The sequence below is a fragment of the Methanobrevibacter arboriphilus JCM 13429 = DSM 1125 genome (genome assembly GCF_002072215.1).
GTDB lineage: Archaea > Methanobacteriota > Methanobacteria > Methanobacteriales > Methanobacteriaceae > Methanobinarius > Methanobinarius arboriphilicus.
The window spans coordinates 256588-278136 of the sequence record NZ_JXMW01000006.1 but is presented as its reverse complement, the minus strand read 5'-3'; the positions used below and the strand labels follow the sequence as shown (position 1 = coordinate 278136).

The following is a 21549-nucleotide window of genomic DNA, read 5'->3' as shown; positions in this document are numbered from 1 at the left end:
TTTATTATTTTTTCATTATTTAATCATTTAATTTTATAATTATTTTTGTTTATTTTTTCTTATTTTCATAAAAATTATTATCTAAAAATTAGATATAAAAGTTTAATAATATTAAAACATAAATTAAATATGATTATTAAGGAATTTTTTTGAGGTGCTATTTTGAATATTCTAGCTATTAGTGATGTTCATGGTAATGAAAATAATAAGCTATATTCTTATTTAAATGATAATAAAATTGATTTATTGATTGTTTCTGGAGATATAACTAATTTTGGACCTGTAGATTTTGTAGAATACTTTATTAATAAACTATCTGAGTATGTAACTGAAATTTTTGCTATTCCTGGAAATTGTGATCCTGATGATGTAGAAAGAAATATAATTGATTCTAATGCTGTTTGTATTCATAATACTGTAATTGAATATGAAAATTTAGTTTTATATGGTTTTGGAGGGTCTAATCCTACACCTTTTGATACTCCTGGTGAATTTGATGAAGATACTCTTTATAAATCTATTAAATCTGTTTTAGAATCAAAAAATATTGATTCTGTAAAAGAATCAACCGATGAATTTCCATATGGAAAAATCCCAATTTTAGTTACTCATGCTCCTCCTAAGAATACAGAAGCAGATAAGATTGCTGATGGTTCTCATGTAGGGAGTGAAGCTATTAGAAGAATCATAGAAGAATATAAGCCTAGCTTAAATATATGTGGTCATATACATGAAGCAATGTCTATGGATATGTTGGATGATACTGTAATTATTAATCCTGGAATGCTTGAGGGGGGCCATGGATGTTTAATTGAAGTGGATAAAAATAATAACATTATAGCTAATTTTATTAAATTATAAATAGGGGTATAAAATGGTAAATGTTCATGAGTTTCTAAAAGATATTCCTAGAACTATTAGCAATACTTTTGAAAATAATACTTCTGAAGATAATGGTATTTCTGAGGATAAAAAGATTTTTGAAGATAAAAATAAGAATATTTCTTCTTTTAACTTAAATGGAAATGAAGATGGTATTTTGAAGAAAGATTCTTCAAAAAACTTAATTATTTTTTTAGCAGCATTAACATCTTTTATCACAGCATTTTCAACATCTGCTATAGCTGTTGCTCTTCCAGCTATAGCTAGTCAGTTTTCTATAAATGCTATTCTTCAAAATTGGTTAGCTACATCTTTTTTACTTTCTATAGCTATATTTTCAGTTCCATTTGGTAAATTAGCAGGTAAATATGGATTGAAAAAATTTTTTATATTCGGAATATTGATTTTCTTTGTAGGGTCTGTTGGAGCATCTATTTCATTTTCTGCTTATCATTTAATATTTTTTAGAGTTATTCAAGGAATTGCAGCATCTATGTTAAATATAGCTTCTCTTGCAATGGTAACTGAAGCTTTACCTCCTAAAGAAAGAGGAAAGGGGATTGGAATAACAATATCTAGTGTTTATATTGGATTAACTCTTGCACCTGTTTTAGGAGGAATATTGACTAAAAATTTAGGATGGCCTAGTATTTTTTATCTTACTTTACCTTTATTAATTATACCATTAGCTATATTAATATTTAAGGTTAAAAATGAATGGGTCACTGGTAAAGAAGATCCATTTGATTTTATAGGTACGTTTGTTTATTCTATTGGAATACTTTTATTTATGTATGGTTTTACTATATTGAATCAGTTAACTGGAGTATTTTTAACAGTTTTTGGTTTGATTCTTTTAGCAGGGTTTGCTTTTTGGGAATTAAGACAGAAATTTCCCGTTTTTCATGTTGAGTTTTTTAAGAATTTAAAATTTTCTTCATCTACATTAGCAGCTTTAATAAGTTATCTAGCTACTTTTATAGTAACTTATATATTGAATTATCATTTACAGTATATAAGGCATATGGATCCTCAAACAACTGGTTTGATTCTGATTGTTACTCCTGCACTCATGGCATTAATTGCACCATTTTCAGGTAAACTATCTGATAAGATTGAGCCTCAAAAACTCGCATCTTTAGGTATGGTTTTTGTTACAGTGGCTATCTTTATCTTAATATTTTTAGATAAATCTATGCCTTTATATGTTATTGTAGCTTCTATGGTATTACAAGGTATTGGTTATGGGATATTTTCTTCACCGAATACTAATTCGATTATGGGTTCAGTTCCAAGGAAGTTTGCATCTCTCGCATCTGCAACTGTTTCTACAGTGCGGGTTATTGGTCAGACAATGAGTTTAGGTATGCTTACTGTTATTTTTGCCGTGATAATGGGCTCGGTTCCGATTATTCCTAGATATTTCTCACTTTTAATACTAAGTTCTCAAATAGCTTGTGTATTTTCCACTGTTCTTTGTTTCATAGCTGTTATAGCTTCTTTGGTAGGGATGAAATCTAATAAAAAAATGATTGGCTGATAAATTAACATTTTATATTAAATTTTATAATATTAAGTTAATTATTAATTTAATTATAAATTTAATTATTAATTTAATTCTGATAAAAAAATATTAAGGGATTTATTAGATTCTAGGTTAATTATTAATTTAATTACTAATTTAATTATTAAGTTGATACATTTTTTATGATATTTTATTTAAATATTTAATTTTTATTATATTTTTTAATATTTTTTTTATTAGAAATGATTATTTTTAATTGTTTAATAGAAACTATTTTTAACAGAAATAAATAAAAAATTATATTAAATGCTTTAGATAATATATAATTAGTTGTGAATATTTTAGTTAATTATCTATTTTTAACTAAATATTAGTTGAGTTATCTGTACTTATTATAATTGATTAAGCATTTTTATTTAACTAAGGTTTATTCAAATTTAGTGTTAGTTAATTCAATAAATTATTAAATTAGCTATATTATTTAAATAGCTATTTTTCATAATATATAAATTAAAATTTGAATTATTTATGTTATTTATCATTTTAGCTAAATTTTCATTTTTATTTTCATTTATTAACAGGTGATTAAATGATTATGGTACAAGGAGAAGTTAGTGGAAAAGTATATACTGAACCTTTTTCAAAAGGCGTTCTTTCAAGATCACTTACAAGGGCAGAAATGGGACCTAATAAAGCTTATGCTTTTGCTTCTTGTATAGAAGCTAAATTAAAAGATAAAAACTTGAGTTTAATCACTATTGATGAATTAGTTGAGCTTATTGTAGATGATTTAAGGGATGAAGACCCAGAGATAGCTGAAAAATATATTGCTTGGAGACAGATAAAAAAAGGGACTGAACCTTTAATTATATTAATTGGTGGGGCTTCTGGTGTTGGAACTTCTTCAATAGCTTTTGAAATAGCTAATCGTTTAGGTATTAGAAATATGATAAGTACTGATATGATTCGTGAAGTTATGCGTAAAATTGTATCTAAGGAATTAATTCCTGTTATACATGAATCAAGCTTTACAGCATATAAGGGAATGAGAGTTCCCCCTCCTCCCGAGTTTGATGATGTTTTAGCTGGATTTAGAGATCATGTAGATACTGTGAGTGTTGGAATTGATGCGGTTATCGAAAGATCTTTAAAAGAAGGGATAAGCATTGTCATTGAAGGAGTTCATGTAGTTCCAGGATTTATTAAACAAGAATTAATTGAAAAAAATAATGTTGTAATGTTTGTATTGACATTACAAGATAAAGAAATACATAAGGGTAGGTTTTACTCAAGGTGTAGGCAGATGTGGGCTAGAAGACCTCTTCAAAGATATTTAGATAACTTTTTTGCAATTAGAAAAACTCATAAATATTTTGAATCACAAGCAAGTAAGTTCGATGTTCCTGCTATTGAAAATATTGATGTTGTAACTACTATAGATTCAATAATAAAACATATAACTGAGACTTATGGAGGTATAAATGATGTTAAAAAATAAAAAAATAAGTGAGGTAATGACTAAAAATGTTTTCACTACGAATCCTGATGAAGATGTTGTATTTGCATTTGAAAAATTAATGAAAAACAAGGTCAGTGCTCTTCCAGTTTTAGATGAAGATGGAAAGATGATTGGGATCGTTACAGCTTCAGATTTAGGATATAATTTGATATTAGACAATTATAAATTAGGAACAAAAGTTTCAAGTGTAATGGTTAAAAATGTAACTTCAGTAAGTCCTGAAGAATCTTTATATGATGCTATTTGTGCTATGGAAGAGAATGCTCCTGGTGGTAGCATTGTAAACCAGCTTCCTGTTTTAGAAAATGGTAACCTTGTTGGGATAATATCTGATGGAGATATTATAAAAGCTCTTAAATAATTATGGCGTTGATATTTAGGAGTTTATATTGTTATATACAATTAAATAATTGTATTATAAAATTGTAATATTCTTACATTATTTCAGATTATTATTACTTTTTCATTTATTTTTCATTCATTATTTTTCATATTGCTTTTCATATTGTTTTTTATATTACATTTCATATTATTTTTGTAATTTTTTTCTTTTTTATCTAACTATTTTTAATTTTTTAATTTGTTTTTAATTTGGTTTTGTTTTTATTTTGATATTTGAGAATAAATGCATTTTTTAATCATTATTTTGTTTCTAATTTTTAAAAAGATATTTTTAATTATTTTTAACCACTTCTATTATTTTTAAACATTTTTAAATATTTTTAATCATTTTTAAATATCTTTGAGTATTTTTTAATAGAATTTTGATATTATTTATAAATTTTATTTATAAATTTATAACCAATTTAAAAACATTTATATAACATTAAAAACAATATCTTTATTGGCTAGACTGGAGGGTTAGGGGTCCTCTGTAAGCACACACCCCCTTAGGTGCAGTTGAAGTTCAGAAGGCGGCTTTTGGATTTAATAACAGCCTTGAAAATTGATATAGAAACCTCGTCCTACAGGATCATTGGTCATAAGGTTTTAACTGGAGGGTTAAGATTAATTATGTTTTTTGTGGGAACGTGTCAGGCCTGGAAAGGAGCAGCTCTACCATAAACACTTGATGCTTGTAGATTAGCGGGGCGGAGTTGATTTTTGAGAGTACTGTTATTATTGATACTAGTCCACTTCTGAACATGCCGTTTATGATTATTATAATTTCAAATATTATACTTAATTGATAAATTGAATATTATAATTAAATAATTAAACTAATTATTTTGAAATAATATTAAAATAGATTTTTAGAGTTTTTCAGCTAATATTAATAGAGATACTAATATGGTGTTTTAATATAAACAATTATAGTCTTTTTATATATAGTATGTAAATGAAATAGCATAAGGTTTATAAGTAAAATCATACAAATACAAGATAGCTGTTTTAAATAGCATAAATCATTAAATTAAAATAGTAAATTACTAAAAATAAAATAAAAAATACTAAAGCTATTTTAATTATTTAGTAAATATTTTAAAAATCATATGTCGGGGTGGCCCAGCCTGGTACGGCGTTGGACTGCTAATCCAATGATCCCTTGGATCTCGCGGGTTCAAATCCCGTCCCCGGCGTTTCTTTTTTTGGATTGATAAATCATGTATTACATTTTATCAAGAGGTTCTTTGTGGTCATATTCTTCTCCATATGGGCAGGCATGTGCTATTACTAGTTGAACTATATCTATTTTTTCTGTTAGCTTATCTTGAACTTTATGTATTATCTCATGTGATTTTTTCAATGATAAATCAGGTTTAACTTCAACATGTAGTGTTAGTGTTGCATATGAACCAAAATAATTCACTCTTATACTGTGAACCCCACAAACTCCATTTATAGAATTAGAAATTTCTTTAATTTCATCAATCAATTCTTTTGATGGTAATTTTCCCATTATGTTATTTATATTATCTCTTCCAACTTCAAAGGCAGCTTTCAATACAAATATTCCTATAATTAATCCTACTAATGGATCTAAAAAAGTATAACCAAACTGTGATAAGATAACACTAATTAGAATAGCTATACATGATAATATATCCATTTGCTGATGTTTACCATCAGCCACTATTGCAGGACTGTTTATTCTTTTTCCAACGTTTATAATATACCTACTCATAAATATATTAATTATTATCCCTGCTAATGCCATTATTCCTGCTAAATATGTTGGTGAGGATATATTACTTCCGAAAAATAGTTTTTCAATTGCTAAACTTATTATTTCATAAGCTATTAATGTTAAGAATATAACTATAACAAGACCTGCTATTGCTTCAGCTCTTCCATGTCCTAATGGATGTTCATCATCAGGAGGTTTTTGACCTATTTTAAAACCAACATAAGCTATAACTGAGGTAGCTATGTCTGATAGTGTATGTGCTCCCTCAGCTACAAGAGCAAAACTACCTGAAATTATTCCAATGGTTATATTAAAAATTGTTAAAAATATATTTCCAGCTATTCCTATTGTAGCTGCTTTTTTTCCTTCTTTATTTCGTTTAAAATGTTCTATTTAAACACAACCTTTGGTTTGCTTTTTAAAATTTATATGTAATATTATATTATTGTTAATATTTTTTATTATTCTTACTATTATTATTCTTATTATTATTTTAATATTTTTTATTATTATTTTAATACTATATATTATTTTAGTATTTTTATTATTTTGCTACTATTGTTGTAATATTTTTGTTATTGTTGTAATGTTTTTGTTATTATTTAATATTATTTTTCATGTTTTATTATTTGATTTTCTCTAATCTATTCATAGCTTCTTCAATGTTTTCATAAGAGTTTGCATATGACATTCTTACATTACATTCGCATGTTTGACCAAATCCACTTCCAGGAACAGTGATAACACCAACATCCAATGCTTTTTTAACATAATCTTTAGCATTTTCTACTTGGGGAAATGCATAAAATGCTCCTTCTAAAGGAGTACATTCTAGATTTAAATCATCTAAACGTTTTGAAATTAAATCTTTTCGTCTTTTAAATTCTTTAACCATGGTTTTAACATATCCTTGGGGTCCTTTTAATGCTTCATACCCACCTATTTGTGAAATTGAAGGAGCACAAGCTGTATTATATTGATGCACTTTAAGTAGCTCTTCAATTATTTCTTCTTCTCCAGCCAAATAACCTATTCTAAGACCAGTCATTGCATAAGTTTTAGAAAAACCATTAATAATAATAGCATTATCAGTAAATTGTTTGGGAGAGTAATGTTTTTTATCATATATTATCTTTTCATAAATTTCATCACTAATTATGATAAAATCATGATCAGTAGCTAAATCAGCAATAGCTTTAATGTCTTTTTTATCCATAACTGCTCCTGTTGGATTTGAAGGAGAATTCATTATGAATGCTTTAGTTTTTGATGATATTTTTTCTTCTACATCTTCAAGCTTAATTTTATAATCATTACTAATTTTTGCTTCAACAGGAATAGTTGTGGCTTCAGAAATATCTACACAGGCTTTATATGATAAAAAACCAGGATCTGGAATTAATATTTCATCTCCTTTTTCAAAAAATCCTTGTGCACATATATACAATGCTTCACTTGCTCCTACAGTAACTAATATGGAATTAGGATCTATATTTACTTTATTATCACTTCTTAGTTTTTTTGATATTTCTTCTCGTAATTCTAAAAACCCTTTATTATGTGTATAGTGAGTAAAACCTTCCTCAAGTGCATTATTAATAGCTATTTTAACATTTTCAGGAATATCAAAGTCAGGTTCTCCTATCCCTAAACTAATGGCACTGTCATCACACACTTCGAACATTTTTCTTATTTGGGATAATTCAATTGATTTTAGTCTTTCAGCTGGTTTAACCATAGTTATCACTATTTTATTTATTTCCTTCGATTCTTTGATTTTTAATTAGTTATTTAATTAGTTATTTAATTAATTATTAAGTTGATATAATTTTTAATTAATTCCAATTATATTCAAGTCATATTCAAGTTAGATTCCAATTATATTCCAATTATATTCTAATTATATTCTAATTATATTATAATTATATTATAATTATATTTTAAATTATAATTTTTTTTTTTTAAATTATATGAAATATTTGATTTATTATATGATATTTTATTGATAGAATATTTTATTAATAGAATACTTTACTAATATGATATATTTTATTAATCTGAGTATCTATTTACAACTACCACATTTATAACATGATGCTCTTTGACACCATTCAGTATCTTCATAGTTAAATATTTTCTTTCTTTCTTCTCTTAGAAAGTTTTTATTTAATCCAATATCTATATTTTCCCAAGGAAGTTTAGTTTCTAACCCTAACACTCTCTCCATTATATTACTATTATTACTACTCTCTTTTTCTTTATCTAATACTTTATTTATATTACTGGTATTATTACTAATATTAGTATTAATATTAATATTATTATTACTAATACTATTATTAATATTAGTATTACTAATAATATTATTATTACTATTACTATTATTATAATATCCTTTGCTATGTTTTTCCCATTCTTTGATTGGAATTTTTAAATCAAGAGATTTTTCTAGGATATTTCCTATTTCTCTTCCTTTACAAGATAAAACATATTGTATTAATCCCATTTTTGGACTATCAAATTTAACATCAATCCCTTTTAATTCTTTTTTAAGATATTTTATCTTAGATTTAATATCTTTTAAATCATATCCTTCCCATTGCATTGGAGTATGAGGTTTAGGGATTAAAGGATTAATACTAAACTTTATAGAGTTTTTGTCTTTTAAAAAATGTATTTTTTTAATATATAATCCTAATTCTTCAATATCTTCTTCTGTTTCATTAATCAATCCTATTAAAAAATATAATTTTAAATTAAGCCCTAACTCAGTAGCTTTTTTAATAATTTTAAATATCTTCTCATCAGGTATATTTTTATTAATAGATTTTCTAAGAGGATAAATAGACTCTGGAGCTATTGTAATTGTTTTAGCACCACTTTTTTTCAAAAAATTAAGAGATTTTGTAGTTATAGATTCAATTCTCATAGAAGGTGTTGAAATTTGAAATCCTCTATCTAACAATCCTTTTATCAATTCATCAATCTTTGAATAATCAGAAACAGCTGCTCCAATTAATGAAACTTTTTTCAAGCCTGTATTAGCTCTAGCTTTTTCTGCAACATCAAATAGCTTTTGAAGTTTTGTTTCTCTTAGTGGACGATATAAATATCCTGACATACAGAATCTACATCCTCTTGCACATCCTCTTGATACATTAAGAAGTATTGAATTACCAAAAACTGGTAAAGAGTCTTCATCTTCTTTTTTTTCAGCTTTTGCTATTATTGGATTGGTTACATGGTAAGCATGATCCATATCTTCTACAATGATTCTTTTTACCTTATTATCTATTGAAGGGAGATAGATTCCTTTTAAAGATAAAAAAGATTCTAATTGTTTAATTGGATGTTTTAACTTTTTATATAAATCTAAAAAGTCATTTAATATAGGTTCAAATTCTCCAATAATGAATATATCAATAAAATCAGAAATAGGCAGTGGATTAGAAGTTGCACAGGGCCCTCCAGCTATAATTAATGGATAATCAGATTTTTTTTTATCAAAATCCTCTTTTATTTTTCTATCCTTTCTTCTTAGAGGAATTTCAGCTTTTTTAAGCATTTCTAACATATTAAAATAGTCTTGTTCATATTGAAGTGAAAAGCTAATTATATCAAAGTCTTTAAGAGGACTGTTAGATTCAATGCTTCTTGCATCTGGATAAACCACTCTTTCACACCAACTATCTTTTCTCTCATTTATCATTCCATATATTATTTGATATCCTAAAGAGGACATTGCTGTCTTATATACATTGGGATAAACTGATGCAAATCTAATATCAACCTTCAAAGGCTTTTTCATAATTACATTTTTTTCATATATCATTATTTCTCTATTTTAATACTTCAATAATTGTTATTAATTGTTTTTGATTATTCTTGATTGTTTTTAATTATTTTATATTGATTATGCTTAATTTTATAATTCTATATTAATTTAATTTTTTAATGATTTATAGTTTTAATATTTTTTATAGTTGTAATATTTTTTAAATATTCATTATTTTATTATCATTGTATTATAATATCATTATTATTTCCATTAAAATTATCCTTATCAATATCATTATATCTGTTTTATTATTGTTATTAGATTATTAGATTATTATAATATTACAATTATTACAATTATTATTACTATTATTATTACTATTATAAATATTATTATAATTATTATTATTATAATATAATTATTATAATTATTATAACTATTATAATTATTATTTTCATTGATATTTTTAATAGAATTAATAGTTAAAATTAATAGTAAAGTTAATAATAAAATTAAGTAAATTGTTAAGTAAATTGTAGAAAAATATAGCAAAAATCTTGACTAAATAAGATTTATATTTTCTTTTCTTAAACTGAATGAATTTTTGAACAATATGTTAATTTTTAACTAAATTCTCATTTTTAACATATTATTCTCTTATTTTTAATTAAAATACCTTATTATAAATGCTTAAATTATAATTAGCTTTATATTAACCTATATTTACTTTGACTAGGTTAATTTTCATGTAAAAACTAAGCATGACTTAACCTACTACTTTAAATGTTTATGCATAATATGAATAAATTATATCTGTATTCTAGGTATTCCCTTAATTTATAGTAATTATTAATAAATTAGCTCATTTTATTCTTTATTCTTATTTTAGAAACGTTTATAAGGGATTGGTATAATATACTAATTATCCATTATACAAATTGTTAATTTGAAAAGTGAGGTCAAAATGACAATGAGGATAATGAGATAATTCGAGGTGGAAAAATTTCGTTAAAGAAAAAAGCATTACTTATGGTAATGTTATCTCTGTTCTTTTTATCTATAGGGGTAACATTTGCAAGTGATGTAAATTATAATGAAAATGTTAATTTTGAAGATAAAAATATTTTAAATAACGTTAATAATGAAATATATGGCGAATCAGATGCATCAAATGTCTTAAATTCAAACGATCAGTTAAATTCAGATGTTAATAGTTCTGTTGATCCTATTAATACTTCTAGTGATAATCTATTAAATACTAACAATTCTAATACTTTGAATTCAAATAATACTAATGTTTCTAGTGATGGTATATTAAATACTGATACTTCTAATGTTAATACTTCTAATACAACTTCTTCTAATGTGAATTCTTCTAATATTACTAATAATTTAAGCTCAAATAATAGTACTAATCAGCATGAATCAATAAAGACAGACACTGAAAAGAAATTTGCTGCAGGTGGGGATGAAAAACCAAGTAAACTCACCCAAAGCCAGATATTAAATGCAGCTAGTTCAGTCTATAAATATATTAAAAAATACAAAAAGTTACCAAATTATGTTACTATAGCAGGATACAAATTTTCAATGCCAGAATTTATGTATTTAATGAGTGTAACAACTTATTACAAATATAATGGTAAAAATTCTCAAGTTACTGTGAAGTATGGGATTTCAAACCCATCAAAACCAACTGGTGTTACTGTTAAAGGGAAACTATCTAAAGCTCAGTATTATGCATATTCAAAGAATCTTATTAAATTCATGAAGAAATATAATAAAGCACCTAACTACTTATCAACTAAACTAGGGAAGATGCAATATCAAACAACAATATATCAGTTTTCAAAGCTACTTCATTGGAGTAACTCTCATGGCTCTAAGTTACCAAGTTCCTTATCAGTAAAAATAAGTAAAAACAACAAAATAAACAAGTATATTCCTAAATATTCTAGAGATAGTTCATCATCACCAACTACAGATTCAAGTAAAGAAAAAGTTCCTTCTAGTATTTTAAACAGTAAATATAATGGAGAATCATTAACTAAATACTTAAATCCTAGTAAAAATTGTCAATCTACAAATGCAAAAATACAATCATTAGCTAAAAGTATAACAAAAGGATACACTACACAGCTATCTAAAGCAAAAGCTATATTTAACTGGGTAAGGGATAAAGTATCTTATAGTTTTTACTATAACACAAAAAAAGGAGCTACTGGGACACTTAGTTCTAAAAGTGGTAATTGTGTTGATAAAACACATTTGCTTATTGCATTACTAAGATCTTCTGGAATAGCAGCTAGATATGCTAATGGTCAAGCTCAGTTTACTAGTGGAAATACTTATGGACATGTTTGGGCTCAAGTTCTTATTGGAGATACTTGGGTAGTTGCGGATACAACAAGTTCAAAAAATAGTTTTGGTGTTGTAAATAATTGGAAACCTAGTAGTGCTAAAATCTATGGTTACTATTCTTCAATAAGTTTCTAATTTGGATAATTTAAGTATTACTCATTGATTAAGGTTTATTTTTTGAATTAAAGATTTCCTTAATCAAAAATTTTATTTTTTTATTTTTAAATTTTTCTTATCTTTTAAACTTTTTTAAATTTCAATTTTAATTCTTATTTTCTATTTAAAGCTTTTTCTAAAATTTGTTTTTAGTATGATAATCCTTTTATTCTTAACTACTTTACTATATCAATAAATATATATGTATAAAAATAGAATATTAAACTAATTATTTTTAGATTTATTATCAACAAATTCTATTAAGGATTGAAATGACAATAGAAAAACAATATAAGAAGGTAGCTGTTGGTGGAACTTTTGATAGGTTTCATAATGGCCATAGGAAGCTATTAGAGGAAGCTTTTTCACATGGTGAATTAGTAGTTATTGGAGTTACTTCAAATGCATTTGGAGGTAAAAAAGGAAATATTGATTCTTGTGATAAAAGAATGGGTAATTTGAATGATTTTTTATATTCAAAGCATAATAATTTCCAAATTGCTAAATTAGATGATTCTTATGGGTCTACTATTTATGAAGATGATTTTGATGCTATTGTTGTAAGTGAAGAAACTGAACCTACTGCCATTGAAATCAATGAAATTCGTAAAAATAAGGGTATGAAAGCTCTTGATATTATTGTAATTAGTTTTGTTTATGCCGAAGATGGAATTCCTATATCTTCTACTAGAATTCGTAAAGGAGAAATAGATACTAAAGGTCATTTATTAATATGACCTTTTTATTATACTTTTAATAAAATTTCATCTCTTCCTTTTTCTATCAGTTGTTTTAAACTATTATTTATTGAATTTGAAATATTAAAGATATAATTTCCTGTTAATATAACAATGATTAATATTAATCCAATTAATAATATTATTTCAACACTTCCTTGCCCTTCTTCCTCTTTATAAGTCTTATTTTTTATTTTCATTAGATTCTTCTTTTTAAGTTGCATTCATAGCATTTCTAAGATCTTCAAAGTCCTTACTTGCATTTAAATTTGTTTGTGCATTTGAAAAATAGCTTTTATATATCATTAATGCAGCTATTGCTATTACAATCACCCCTCCAAATAATAATATATATTCAGCTGCTCCTTGCCCATTAGTTTCTCTTTTGAGAATTTTTAATTCCATTTTTAGAAATTCAGCTTTTGTGATATTAATTTTTTGAAGTTTATGTTTTATATTATTTATTCTATTTTCAGTTATCTTATTTTCATTTACTTTATTTTCATTTATTTTATTTTCATTTATTCTATTTCTATTTATTTTACTTTCATTTACCTTATTTTCAGTTATCTTATTTTTATTTATTTTATTTTTATTTGTTTTACTTTCATTTACCTTATTTTCAGTTATTTTATTTTTAAAAATTTTCATATTATTTTTTCTCCATAAGTTATTACTCTATTGTTTATATTTTCAACTATTTAATATTAACTATTTTAAAAAAAGTATTACGATATATTTGTTATTATTTAATTCTATGATATGAAACATCATATTTATAAAGAGAAGAAACTATAAATAATATATTATAGATGAGGATTAAAATTATCATGATTATATGAAATTTATGTTACTAAATTAGAATTTTTATCTATTATTAAAATTCCTTATTAAAATAAGTTCATTAAAATAACTTCTTAAAATAATTTCTTAAAATAGCTTCTTAAAGATATTAAAATAAATAAAAAAGAATTTTGTTGTATGGTGATTTAATGGCAAATATAGTCAAAATATTTGGAGGATTAGTTTTAGTAGCTGCAGGGATAATTATCATTTATGAAAGCTATGTTTTTCATCTTATAGACATTTTTACTATTTTTGGCATTATTTTATTTATTATAGGAACATATTTACTAATATTGTCTCTTTTTGAAAGAGGAAAGGTTTCTAAATTGAAAGATTTTCAAAAAAATTTAAATAATGAATCTAAAGGATTAACATTAGATGGAAATCTTAAAAATAAGAATAGTATTAAAAGTAAGGATAACTATCTTAATAAAAATATTAAAAAAACTGGTTTATCTAATAGTTTAGGGAATAGTTTAACTAATAATAAATTGGGGTCTATTGATACTAATAAAATAAAAGATAAAGTTAAAAACACTTCAAAAAGGAAAAATCCAAAATCTGTATTAAAACCAATAAATCCTAAATCAAATGAAAATAACAAAAAGTTGAGATTTACTCCTAACTATGAAAAGCCTATGAAAGTAACTAGAAGACCACAGAAAAAGAACAAAAAACTTTTAATGAACGATAAAACTAATTATATAGAACCTGATAATGAAAAGAATTTGAATACTGATGGAATGAGAAAATCTGATGCAATTGTAAAAGCACTTGCAAGTGATGATTTTATAAGGCCTGTTCATAATGAATCAAATTATCATAATTTAGATGACAATTATCATGATTTTAGTGATAATATTGATGATAATAGTGCTGATATTACTGATAAACCTAATATTGATAATAGCTTTGATGATAATATTAATGATGATAATATTGATAAAATTAAGGATAATTTTAATGGAAATAATAATGGTATTAATAATATTCCTTTTGATGATGATAAGAATTCTTCCAAATTTTTAAGAAGTTATGTTATTTGTTCTAAGGGGTCTATGAATTCTAAAGATGCATTTGATGAGTTAGCTAAACATGCTAAAAAAGAAATGTCATTAAAAATAGATTCAATAAATGATATTGATGATGATAAATTTTTATCAAAACTTTCATCTTTAGATGTAAGAATTATTATTAAGGAATTTGATATTAAAAATATGTCTCATGTTCTTTTAATTACTTCTCTTCTTGAACAAGGAGTTGAAATAAAAACTTTACCTTCAATAGATACAATTAATTTAATAGCTGATGAATCAAACGCATTAATTATTTATAATAATGATTTTAAGAATGATTTAGATGTTGGTGCTGTTTACAATGATTCAAAATCTATTTCTAATATTAAATCAATGTTTGATAAATCATGGAAGATAGCTAATGATTTAAAAATATGAATAGATTAATATTTATTATAGCTTAATATCATATGCTTATATTATAGGTTTATATTTATTTAAACTTATATTTGTCATAGGTTAATATTATTGATTTATATTGATTATAGGTTAATATCATATGCTTATATTATGGGTTTATATTTATTATGGACTTATATTTATTATAGATTAATATTATTAACTTCTATTGGTTATGGGTTAATATTACAGACTTATATTTATTATATATTGATATTTATTATACTCTATATTTTATAAGCTAATATTTATTATGGGATGATATTTATTAGCTAATATTTAGAAATAGGGTATTTTATTATAAGAAGTGGTGAAATGGTAGAAATTACTTGGTTAGGGCACTCTGCCTTTGAAATAATCTCAGATAAAGGACTTAGGATTTTAATAGATCCTTTTATAAGCAATAATCCTTCATGTAATATTCCTGTTGAGGAAATTGAAGTAGATTTAATTTTAGTAACTCATGGACATGCGGATCATTTTGGAGATGCTATGGAAATAGCTAATAGAACTGGTGCAAAGATTATTGGAAACCATGAGGTTTCTTTATTTTTATCAAAGCAAGGATTAGAGTCTGTGGGAATGAATATGGGTGGATCAATTTACATCCAAGATATAAAAATCACTATGCTTGATGCAAAACATTCTTCAACTTTAGATTTCTTAGAAGAAATCATTCCTGGTGGATGTCCAACTAGTTTTCTTATAACTTCTGAAGAAGGAACTAAAATATTCCATGCTGGGGATACTGGTTTATTTGGTGATATGGAAAAGGTGATTGGAGATATTTACAAACCAGATATTGCTTTGTTACCAATTGGGGATAAATTCACTATGGGTCCATTTGAAGCATCTATAGCTACGAAATGGATTTCTCCTAATGTAGTTATTCCAATGCATTATAATACTTTCCCAATAATTGAACAAAATACAGCTATATTTTCTAATTTTGTGATGCAGATGGCTCCTGAAATACAAACTGTTATTTTAAATCCTGGAGAAACCTTCAAATCTTAAAAATATAGTTTATTATTAAAGTATTATATGCTATAAATTACATAATATTACATAATAATATAATCTTAATAATTTAACTTTCAATTGTATTAATAATAAGGATAATAATTATAATAATATAATTATTATAATAATAATTAAAAATAATATTAATAATTATAATACTAGTAATTATAATAGTAATAATTATAATACTAATGATTATTTTAGTAATAATTATTTTTGAATAATATTTAAAATAATATATTAATATAAATATATTCCTTAATGTTAAACATATTTGATATAAATATATCTATTATAAATATTAATATAATCATTAGAGCTTTTAATTCATTATTTATTCTGAGTGATAAAATGGGTTTATTTGATTTTATAAAAAATTTATTTAAAAGAAATAAAAAAGTCAGTATAGGACTTTATGGACATCCCAATTCTGGTAAAACAACTTTAGCTAATCAAATAGCTAAAGATTGGATGGGAAAAGATATTGGTTCAGCTTCTAATATTCCACATGAAACTAGAACTGTTTTAAAACAAGAAAAAGTAGTAATTAAAAATGGAGAAAATGAATTAGATTTTGATATTATTGACACTCCTGGAATAGCTACTAAAATTGATTATCAAAACTTTTTAGAATTTGGATTAGAAGAGGATGAGGCGAAAAACAGAGCTAAAGAAGCAACTAAGGGAATTATTGAAGCAATTAAATGGTTAGATGATGTTACAGGAGTTCTCCTCGTTGTTGATGCTACTTCTGATCCCTTAACACAAACTAATATAACTATAATCGGTAATTTGGAAGCAAGAAATATTCCTTTCATTGTGGTAGCTAATAAAATTGATATTGAAAATTCTAATCCTGATAAAATAGTTTCAGTTTTCCCACAGCACACTGTTGTTCCTATTTCTGCTTTGAATGGTGAAAAAATAGAAGAACTTTATAAAGCAATGTTTGATAAGTTTAATTAGGAGAGTGTATAAAATGGAAGGACTAAAAATGGATTTCATATCCTCCGAAGCTCTTGAAAATGTCACAAGCATGGAAAAAATTTACATGATTATTGACAAGGTTAAAAATGGTGCTGTTGTTGTTATGGAAGGAGGATTAACTCCTTCAGAAAGAGCAGAGCTTATTGAAACTACTATGAGAGAAATTGATATTGAGAATTTTGTTGGTATTGATGTCCATACATTAGAAAAAGATTCTGCTTCATTTTTTGGTTTATCAAAAAAGAGAACTGTTGTTATTACAATTATTGGCCCTGCTAATGTCATGAAAACAGTTAAAAAACAATCTAATCTTTTATCTATGGTTGCTGATCTTAATAGTTAAATTTTTATTATTATAATATATTTATATTATTTTTATATTATTCTTATAGGATTAATCTGATTTATTATTAGTATTAAGTTTAATTTATTAAGTTGATTATTTTTTTATTATTTATTTTTTTATTAATGGTGATTTATTTGAATATATGTAGTAAGTGTGGAACAGAATTAGAAGGTGATGATTTATTAGATGGATGTCCGAATTGTGGGAGTAAACTTTTCAAATTTGTTAATACTAAGGCTATTGAAGAGAAAAAACGTAGAGAAAAAGAAAAAGAAAATTCATCATCTGAAGATCTATCTGAAGAAAAAGTAAGTGTTAATAAAAATTCTGTTGAGAGCATAAAAGTAGAAGATAAAGGTGTTTATGAAGTAAATCTTCAACATATTTTAGAAGGAGAAACTGATGTTTTCTCTGATAAAGAAGGAAATTATGCTATAAATATAAATTCTCTTTTAAAAAAAAGTAGAAAAGGAGATAAAAAGGATTAGTTCTTCTATTTTTAATAATTTTACTATTTTTCAATTTTTAATAATTTTAGCTTTGTCTTTTTGGACTATTAAAAAGATTATTTCCATGAGAATCCATAGCTACTATAAGAGGTCCAAAATTTTCTACTTCTAATTCCCAAATGGCTTCTGGCATACCTAAATCAAGCCAATGAACGTTATCTATATTTTTTATTGAATCAACATAAAGAGCAGCACAACCTCCAACTGCAACAAGATAAATGGCACCTTCATTTTTTAAAGCCTCTTTAACAGTATTGTCCATTCCTCCTTTTCCAATTATAACTTTTGATCCCATTTCGATTACTTCTTTTTCATAAGGATTCATTCTCATACTTGTTGTTGGTCCAATAGCTACTATCTCAAATCCAGATGTTTTATTTCCTGTGATGATGGGTCCAGCATGGAATATAGCAGATCCTTCGATATTACAGGGTATCTTATCTTTCCCTTGTTCTATCATTCTTTTATGAGCTTGATCTCGAGCTGTAAGAATTTTTCCACTAATAGTAACAATATCTCCAGCTTTTAAATTTTTTATATCATTAAAACTCACAGGAGTAATTAATCTTTTCAAAAAACCACCTAAAAATTTATTAAAAATATTTCCAAATGCTTTATTATAATTTAAATTATATTTTGCATTTTTTAATCTTAATTTATAATTAGATTTCTAATTAAGATTTTATTTAAATTCTTATCTACTCATTTTTCAAACAATTAATTTATATTTTAATTATCCACTCATATTTTCTTTATTATTTATTATATATTAATTTTTATATTGAAATTAGATAATATATTTAATAACTATAATATCTAAATATTAATATCTATAATATTTAAATATAAATATAATTTTATGATATAATTATATTATAAAAATACATTTTTTGTAAAACTATATTTTTAATAATAATTATCTGATAAATAGTATTAAACTTATTTAAAATATTTTAATTTAAGATTTATTCGATATAATTATTTAAAATTTATTCAATATATTTTATTTAAGATTTATTCAATAATATTACAAATAAAAATCATTATATAGATAAGTATGATTTTTGATTATGTTATAATGGTTATTTTTAAATAAAATTATTATATATTATTATATTGATATTAATAATTAGAATAATATTATATTAAAATAGCTTTATATCAGAATAGGTTATATTAGACTAATATTATATTAAAATAGTTTTATATCAGAATAGGTTATATTATAATAATATTATATTAATAATATTATATTAGAGTATATTTATATTAGAATAAGTTAATTTGAATAAGTTAATTAGTAATTAGAAAAACATTCGGAAACTAAATATTTAGCATTGTCTATTAATTGTTTTTATTTGAAGCAGAGTTAGGTGTTAATTAATGTCAAGTATGAGTAATGTAGCAGGTTTATCAAAATATATTAGAACATTCCCTAGCACTAAAATATCAATCTTTTCCATGATATTTATTAGTTTTATATCAGGAGTATTGATTTTTTTTATAGATCCTTCTATGAATTTAACTGTTCTTGAAAAAATATTTTATGGTGGTGCATTTGGCTTTGGAGCTTTTGGTATTAGTTCTATTATTGGGGGAGCTTTAAGTCAACAGCTAATAACTTCAATGAAAGGTATTAATTTAAAAACAAAACATTCAATGCTTTTAGCTCTTATGTCTATGGTTTTAGTAGTTTTAATTGCTATTATAGGAACTATAATATCTTCAATATTTAATATAGAACTATTAACTAACGCTGTTTTGTTTGGTTGTGTCCTTGTTTTTGCTTTTTTAATTTTTGTTTTCTGGAGCACCTCATCTATAGGACTTTTTAAATCAGCAATTGTAGCTTGTTTACAGCCTTTATTAATCTTAGCTATGTTGGTTGTAGTACTTTTCCTTGGAAGTGCAGATAAAGTATTTGAGTTTGGATTTTTATCATTATTTGTAAAGGTTATTGTTGCTAATATAATCTTTTTACTGGCTATATACTCATTTGTAGCAGTAATTGAGTCTCCTATGAGAAAAAATTTAGGTATTGGTCTTTTAGATTTTGTTAGTCTATTTATATCTCATCTTAGTGATGGTAGTGGTTCTCTTGAAAAGATATTTGAAGATATTGGAGAACCAATTGATACATTAGTTGGTATTGTTAGTTTTAGAAGAAAAATTAAAAACCCCTCTGATGAAAATGAATCTGTTGAAGAAATTAACTACTCGGAAACTGATATAAAATCTCTTTTTATTAGTCCTTGTGTTCATCCCGGTCCTATTGGAAGTATTGGTGGTTCTAATATGCCTACAATTCTTGCAGATAGATTTGAAAATTTCACTATGGTTGCTCATGGTCCTTCTACTCATGATTTCAATCCAGTTTCTCAAAAAGAGATTAATAAAATTGAAGATACTGTTAAAAATGCTTTAAAAGTTATTAATTATGGTGATAAAGCTAGTAAATTTTTAAGATATTGTGAAGTAAATGCTAAGGTTGGAATTCAATTTTTTAATGATAGTATGGTTATGTTAAGTACCTTTGCCCCTTTTGGTAGTGATGATATTGAGTTTGGCGTAGGTTTATCTATGATGAGTCAAAGTAAGAAACATTGTAATGTTAAAAATAGTATTATAGTTGATTGTCATAATTCTTTTAATGAAGAAAAGGGTAGGGTACTTCCAGGAAACCCTGAAGTATTCCATCTTTTAGATGCCATTGATAAAATTAAATGTCATTCTACTGAAAAAGGGATTAAAGTAGGATGTGCAGAGGATTTAATGGAAGATTTAGATAAAAACAATGGTGTTGGTGAGAGTGGTCTTAAATTAATGGTTATAGAAACTCAAAGTCAAAAAATGGCTTATATTCTTTTAGATTCAAACAATATGGAAATAGGTTTTAGGGAAGAAATTATTAAAGCTATTAAATCTGATGATGAATTGCCTATAGATGAAGTTGAAGTTATGACAACAGATACTCACTTTGTAAATACTTTATCTAATGGATATAACCCAGTAGGCCTTACTAAAAGAGAAGAAATAATTAATTACATTAAAATTAGTATTAAAGATGCTATTAATGATTTAGAACCTGTAGAAGTGGGTTGTTCTGTTGAGAGGATTGTTGGACTTAATACCTTTGGACCTAATAACTCTATAGAATTAGTTTCAACAATTAGTTCAATTGTGGCTGTTAGTAAAATAATGGCTCCTATTATATTTATTTTAGCAATATTGTTTGTCTTTGTATGGATTTTTTATTTGCCAGGAATATAGATTTAAA

Annotated in this window: 18 protein-coding genes, 1 tRNA gene and 1 other RNA gene; 14 read left to right on the top strand and 6 right to left on the bottom strand. The window is 24.7% G+C overall.

Features of this window, described 5'->3' with window-relative positions:
• Window positions 1-162: 162 nt before the first annotated feature.
• From MBBAR_RS05095 to MBBAR_RS05070, 6 genes are all read left to right on the top strand, one after another.
• Window positions 163-861: a metallophosphoesterase family protein gene (locus tag MBBAR_RS05095; RefSeq protein ID WP_080460212.1), complete on the top strand. Its 699-nt coding sequence runs from the start codon at window positions 163-165 to the stop codon at window positions 859-861.
• 13 nt (window positions 862-874) lie between these two features.
• Window positions 875-2422 (top strand): MFS transporter, encoded by a 1548-nt coding sequence (locus MBBAR_RS05090; RefSeq protein ID WP_080460210.1) that lies wholly within the window; start codon window positions 875-877, stop codon window positions 2420-2422.
• A 574-nt stretch (window positions 2423-2996) separates the two neighbouring features.
• Complete coding sequence (locus tag MBBAR_RS05085) at window positions 2997-3905, top strand: 2-phosphoglycerate kinase (RefSeq protein WP_080460208.1); 909 nt, start codon at window positions 2997-2999, stop codon at window positions 3903-3905.
• On the top strand, window positions 3892-4287 hold the full coding sequence (locus MBBAR_RS05080) for a CBS domain-containing protein (protein WP_080460253.1): 396 nt from the start codon (window positions 3892-3894) through the stop codon (window positions 4285-4287). Before MBBAR_RS05085 ends, MBBAR_RS05080 begins: the two co-directional genes overlap by 14 nt.
• Window positions 4288-4767: 480 nt before the next feature.
• An RNA gene (ffs, locus tag MBBAR_RS05075) (signal recognition particle sRNA) lies at window positions 4768-5081 on the top strand.
• 340 nt (window positions 5082-5421) lie between these two features.
• Window positions 5422-5506 (top strand) — tRNA-Ser (locus tag MBBAR_RS05070).
• A gap of 29 nt (window positions 5507-5535) precedes the next feature.
• Here MBBAR_RS05070 and MBBAR_RS05065 read toward each other — a convergent pair.
• From MBBAR_RS05065 to MBBAR_RS10755, 3 genes are all read right to left on the bottom strand, one after another.
• Entirely contained in the window at window positions 5536-6447 is a 912-nt protein-coding gene (locus tag MBBAR_RS05065) for a cation diffusion facilitator family transporter (RefSeq protein ID WP_080460207.1), read from the bottom strand.
• A 232-nt stretch (window positions 6448-6679) separates the two neighbouring features.
• Complete coding sequence (locus tag MBBAR_RS05060; protein WP_080460205.1) at window positions 6680-7792, bottom strand: pyridoxal phosphate-dependent aminotransferase; 1113 nt, start codon at window positions 7790-7792, stop codon at window positions 6680-6682.
• A gap of 327 nt (window positions 7793-8119) precedes the next feature.
• Entirely contained in the window at window positions 8120-9886 is a 1767-nt protein-coding gene (locus MBBAR_RS10755; RefSeq protein WP_080460203.1) for a radical SAM protein, read from the bottom strand.
• Window positions 9887-10861: 975 nt separating this feature from the next.
• On the opposite strand from MBBAR_RS10755, the gene MBBAR_RS05050 reads away from it, so the two are divergent.
• Window positions 10862-12328 carry a transglutaminase-like domain-containing protein gene (locus tag MBBAR_RS05050; protein WP_080460201.1) on the top strand — a complete coding sequence of 489 codons (1467 nt, stop codon included), beginning with the start codon at window positions 10862-10864 and terminating at the stop codon, window positions 12326-12328.
• 293 nt (window positions 12329-12621) lie between these two features.
• Window positions 12622-13086, top strand: a complete 465-nt coding sequence (locus MBBAR_RS05045) for a phosphopantetheine adenylyltransferase (RefSeq protein WP_080460200.1) — start codon at window positions 12622-12624, stop codon at window positions 13084-13086.
• Window positions 13087-13094: 8 nt separating this feature from the next.
• On the opposite strand, the gene MBBAR_RS05040 is transcribed toward MBBAR_RS05045, so the two are convergent.
• On the bottom strand, window positions 13095-13286 hold the full coding sequence (locus MBBAR_RS05040; RefSeq protein WP_080460199.1) for a class III signal peptide-containing protein: 192 nt from the start codon (window positions 13284-13286) through the stop codon (window positions 13095-13097).
• 13 nt (window positions 13287-13299) lie between these two features.
• Window positions 13300-13491, bottom strand: a complete 192-nt coding sequence (locus tag MBBAR_RS05035; protein ID WP_080460252.1) for a class III signal peptide-containing protein — start codon at window positions 13489-13491, stop codon at window positions 13300-13302.
• Window positions 13492-14078: 587 nt separating this feature from the next.
• Between MBBAR_RS05035 and MBBAR_RS05025 the strand changes: the two genes are divergently transcribed.
• From MBBAR_RS05025 to MBBAR_RS05005, 5 genes are all read left to right on the top strand, one after another.
• On the top strand, window positions 14079-15386 hold the full coding sequence (locus tag MBBAR_RS05025) for a hypothetical protein (protein ID WP_080460197.1): 1308 nt from the start codon (window positions 14079-14081) through the stop codon (window positions 15384-15386).
• A gap of 336 nt (window positions 15387-15722) precedes the next feature.
• Window positions 15723-16424: a metal-dependent hydrolase gene (locus MBBAR_RS05020; RefSeq protein ID WP_080460196.1), complete on the top strand. Its 702-nt coding sequence runs from the start codon at window positions 15723-15725 to the stop codon at window positions 16422-16424.
• A gap of 357 nt (window positions 16425-16781) precedes the next feature.
• Window positions 16782-17396: an Era-like GTP-binding protein gene (locus MBBAR_RS05015; protein ID WP_080460194.1), complete on the top strand. Its 615-nt coding sequence runs from the start codon at window positions 16782-16784 to the stop codon at window positions 17394-17396.
• A gap of 13 nt (window positions 17397-17409) precedes the next feature.
• Window positions 17410-17760, top strand: a complete 351-nt coding sequence (locus MBBAR_RS05010; RefSeq protein ID WP_080460192.1) for a DUF2073 domain-containing protein — start codon at window positions 17410-17412, stop codon at window positions 17758-17760.
• Window positions 17761-17897: 137 nt separating this feature from the next.
• Window positions 17898-18251, top strand: a complete 354-nt coding sequence (locus MBBAR_RS05005; RefSeq protein ID WP_158082531.1) for an OapC/ArvC family zinc-ribbon domain-containing protein — start codon at window positions 17898-17900, stop codon at window positions 18249-18251.
• 46 nt (window positions 18252-18297) lie between these two features.
• On the opposite strand, the gene MBBAR_RS05000 is transcribed toward MBBAR_RS05005, so the two are convergent.
• Window positions 18298-18846, bottom strand: a complete 549-nt coding sequence (locus MBBAR_RS05000; protein ID WP_080460188.1) for a FumA C-terminus/TtdB family hydratase beta subunit — start codon at window positions 18844-18846, stop codon at window positions 18298-18300.
• A gap of 809 nt (window positions 18847-19655) precedes the next feature.
• On the opposite strand from MBBAR_RS05000, the gene MBBAR_RS04995 reads away from it, so the two are divergent.
• On the top strand, window positions 19656-21542 hold the full coding sequence (locus MBBAR_RS04995) for a DUF2070 family protein (RefSeq protein WP_080460186.1): 1887 nt from the start codon (window positions 19656-19658) through the stop codon (window positions 21540-21542).
• Window positions 21543-21549 lie beyond the last annotated feature (7 nt).

Coding starts and splice junctions, on each gene's coding strand:
- MBBAR_RS05090 (WP_080460210.1), top strand. CDS start 875: ATGGTAAATGTTCATGAGTTTCTAAAAGATATTCCTAGAACTATTAGC.
- MBBAR_RS05085 (WP_080460208.1), top strand. CDS start 2,997: ATGATTATGGTACAAGGAGAAGTTAGTGGAAAAGTATATACTGAACCT.
- MBBAR_RS05080 (WP_080460253.1), top strand. CDS start 3,892: ATGTTAAAAAATAAAAAAATAAGTGAGGTAATGACTAAAAATGTTTTC.
- MBBAR_RS05060 (WP_080460205.1), bottom strand. CDS start 7,792: ATGGTTAAACCAGCTGAAAGACTAAAATCAATTGAATTATCCCAAATA.
- MBBAR_RS10755 (WP_080460203.1), bottom strand. CDS start 9,886: ATGATATATGAAAAAAATGTAATTATGAAAAAGCCTTTGAAGGTTGAT.
- MBBAR_RS05050 (WP_080460201.1), top strand. CDS start 10,862: ATGGTAATGTTATCTCTGTTCTTTTTATCTATAGGGGTAACATTTGCA.
- MBBAR_RS05045 (WP_080460200.1), top strand. CDS start 12,622: ATGACAATAGAAAAACAATATAAGAAGGTAGCTGTTGGTGGAACTTTT.
- MBBAR_RS05040 (WP_080460199.1), bottom strand. CDS start 13,286: ATGAAAATAAAAAATAAGACTTATAAAGAGGAAGAAGGGCAAGGAAGT.
- MBBAR_RS05035 (WP_080460252.1), bottom strand. CDS start 13,491: ATGGAATTAAAAATTCTCAAAAGAGAAACTAATGGGCAAGGAGCAGCT.
- MBBAR_RS05025 (WP_080460197.1), top strand. CDS start 14,079: ATGGCAAATATAGTCAAAATATTTGGAGGATTAGTTTTAGTAGCTGCA.
- MBBAR_RS05020 (WP_080460196.1), top strand. CDS start 15,723: ATGGTAGAAATTACTTGGTTAGGGCACTCTGCCTTTGAAATAATCTCA.
- MBBAR_RS05015 (WP_080460194.1), top strand. CDS start 16,782: ATGGGTTTATTTGATTTTATAAAAAATTTATTTAAAAGAAATAAAAAA.
- MBBAR_RS05010 (WP_080460192.1), top strand. CDS start 17,410: ATGGAAGGACTAAAAATGGATTTCATATCCTCCGAAGCTCTTGAAAAT.
- MBBAR_RS04995 (WP_080460186.1), top strand. CDS start 19,656: ATGTCAAGTATGAGTAATGTAGCAGGTTTATCAAAATATATTAGAACA.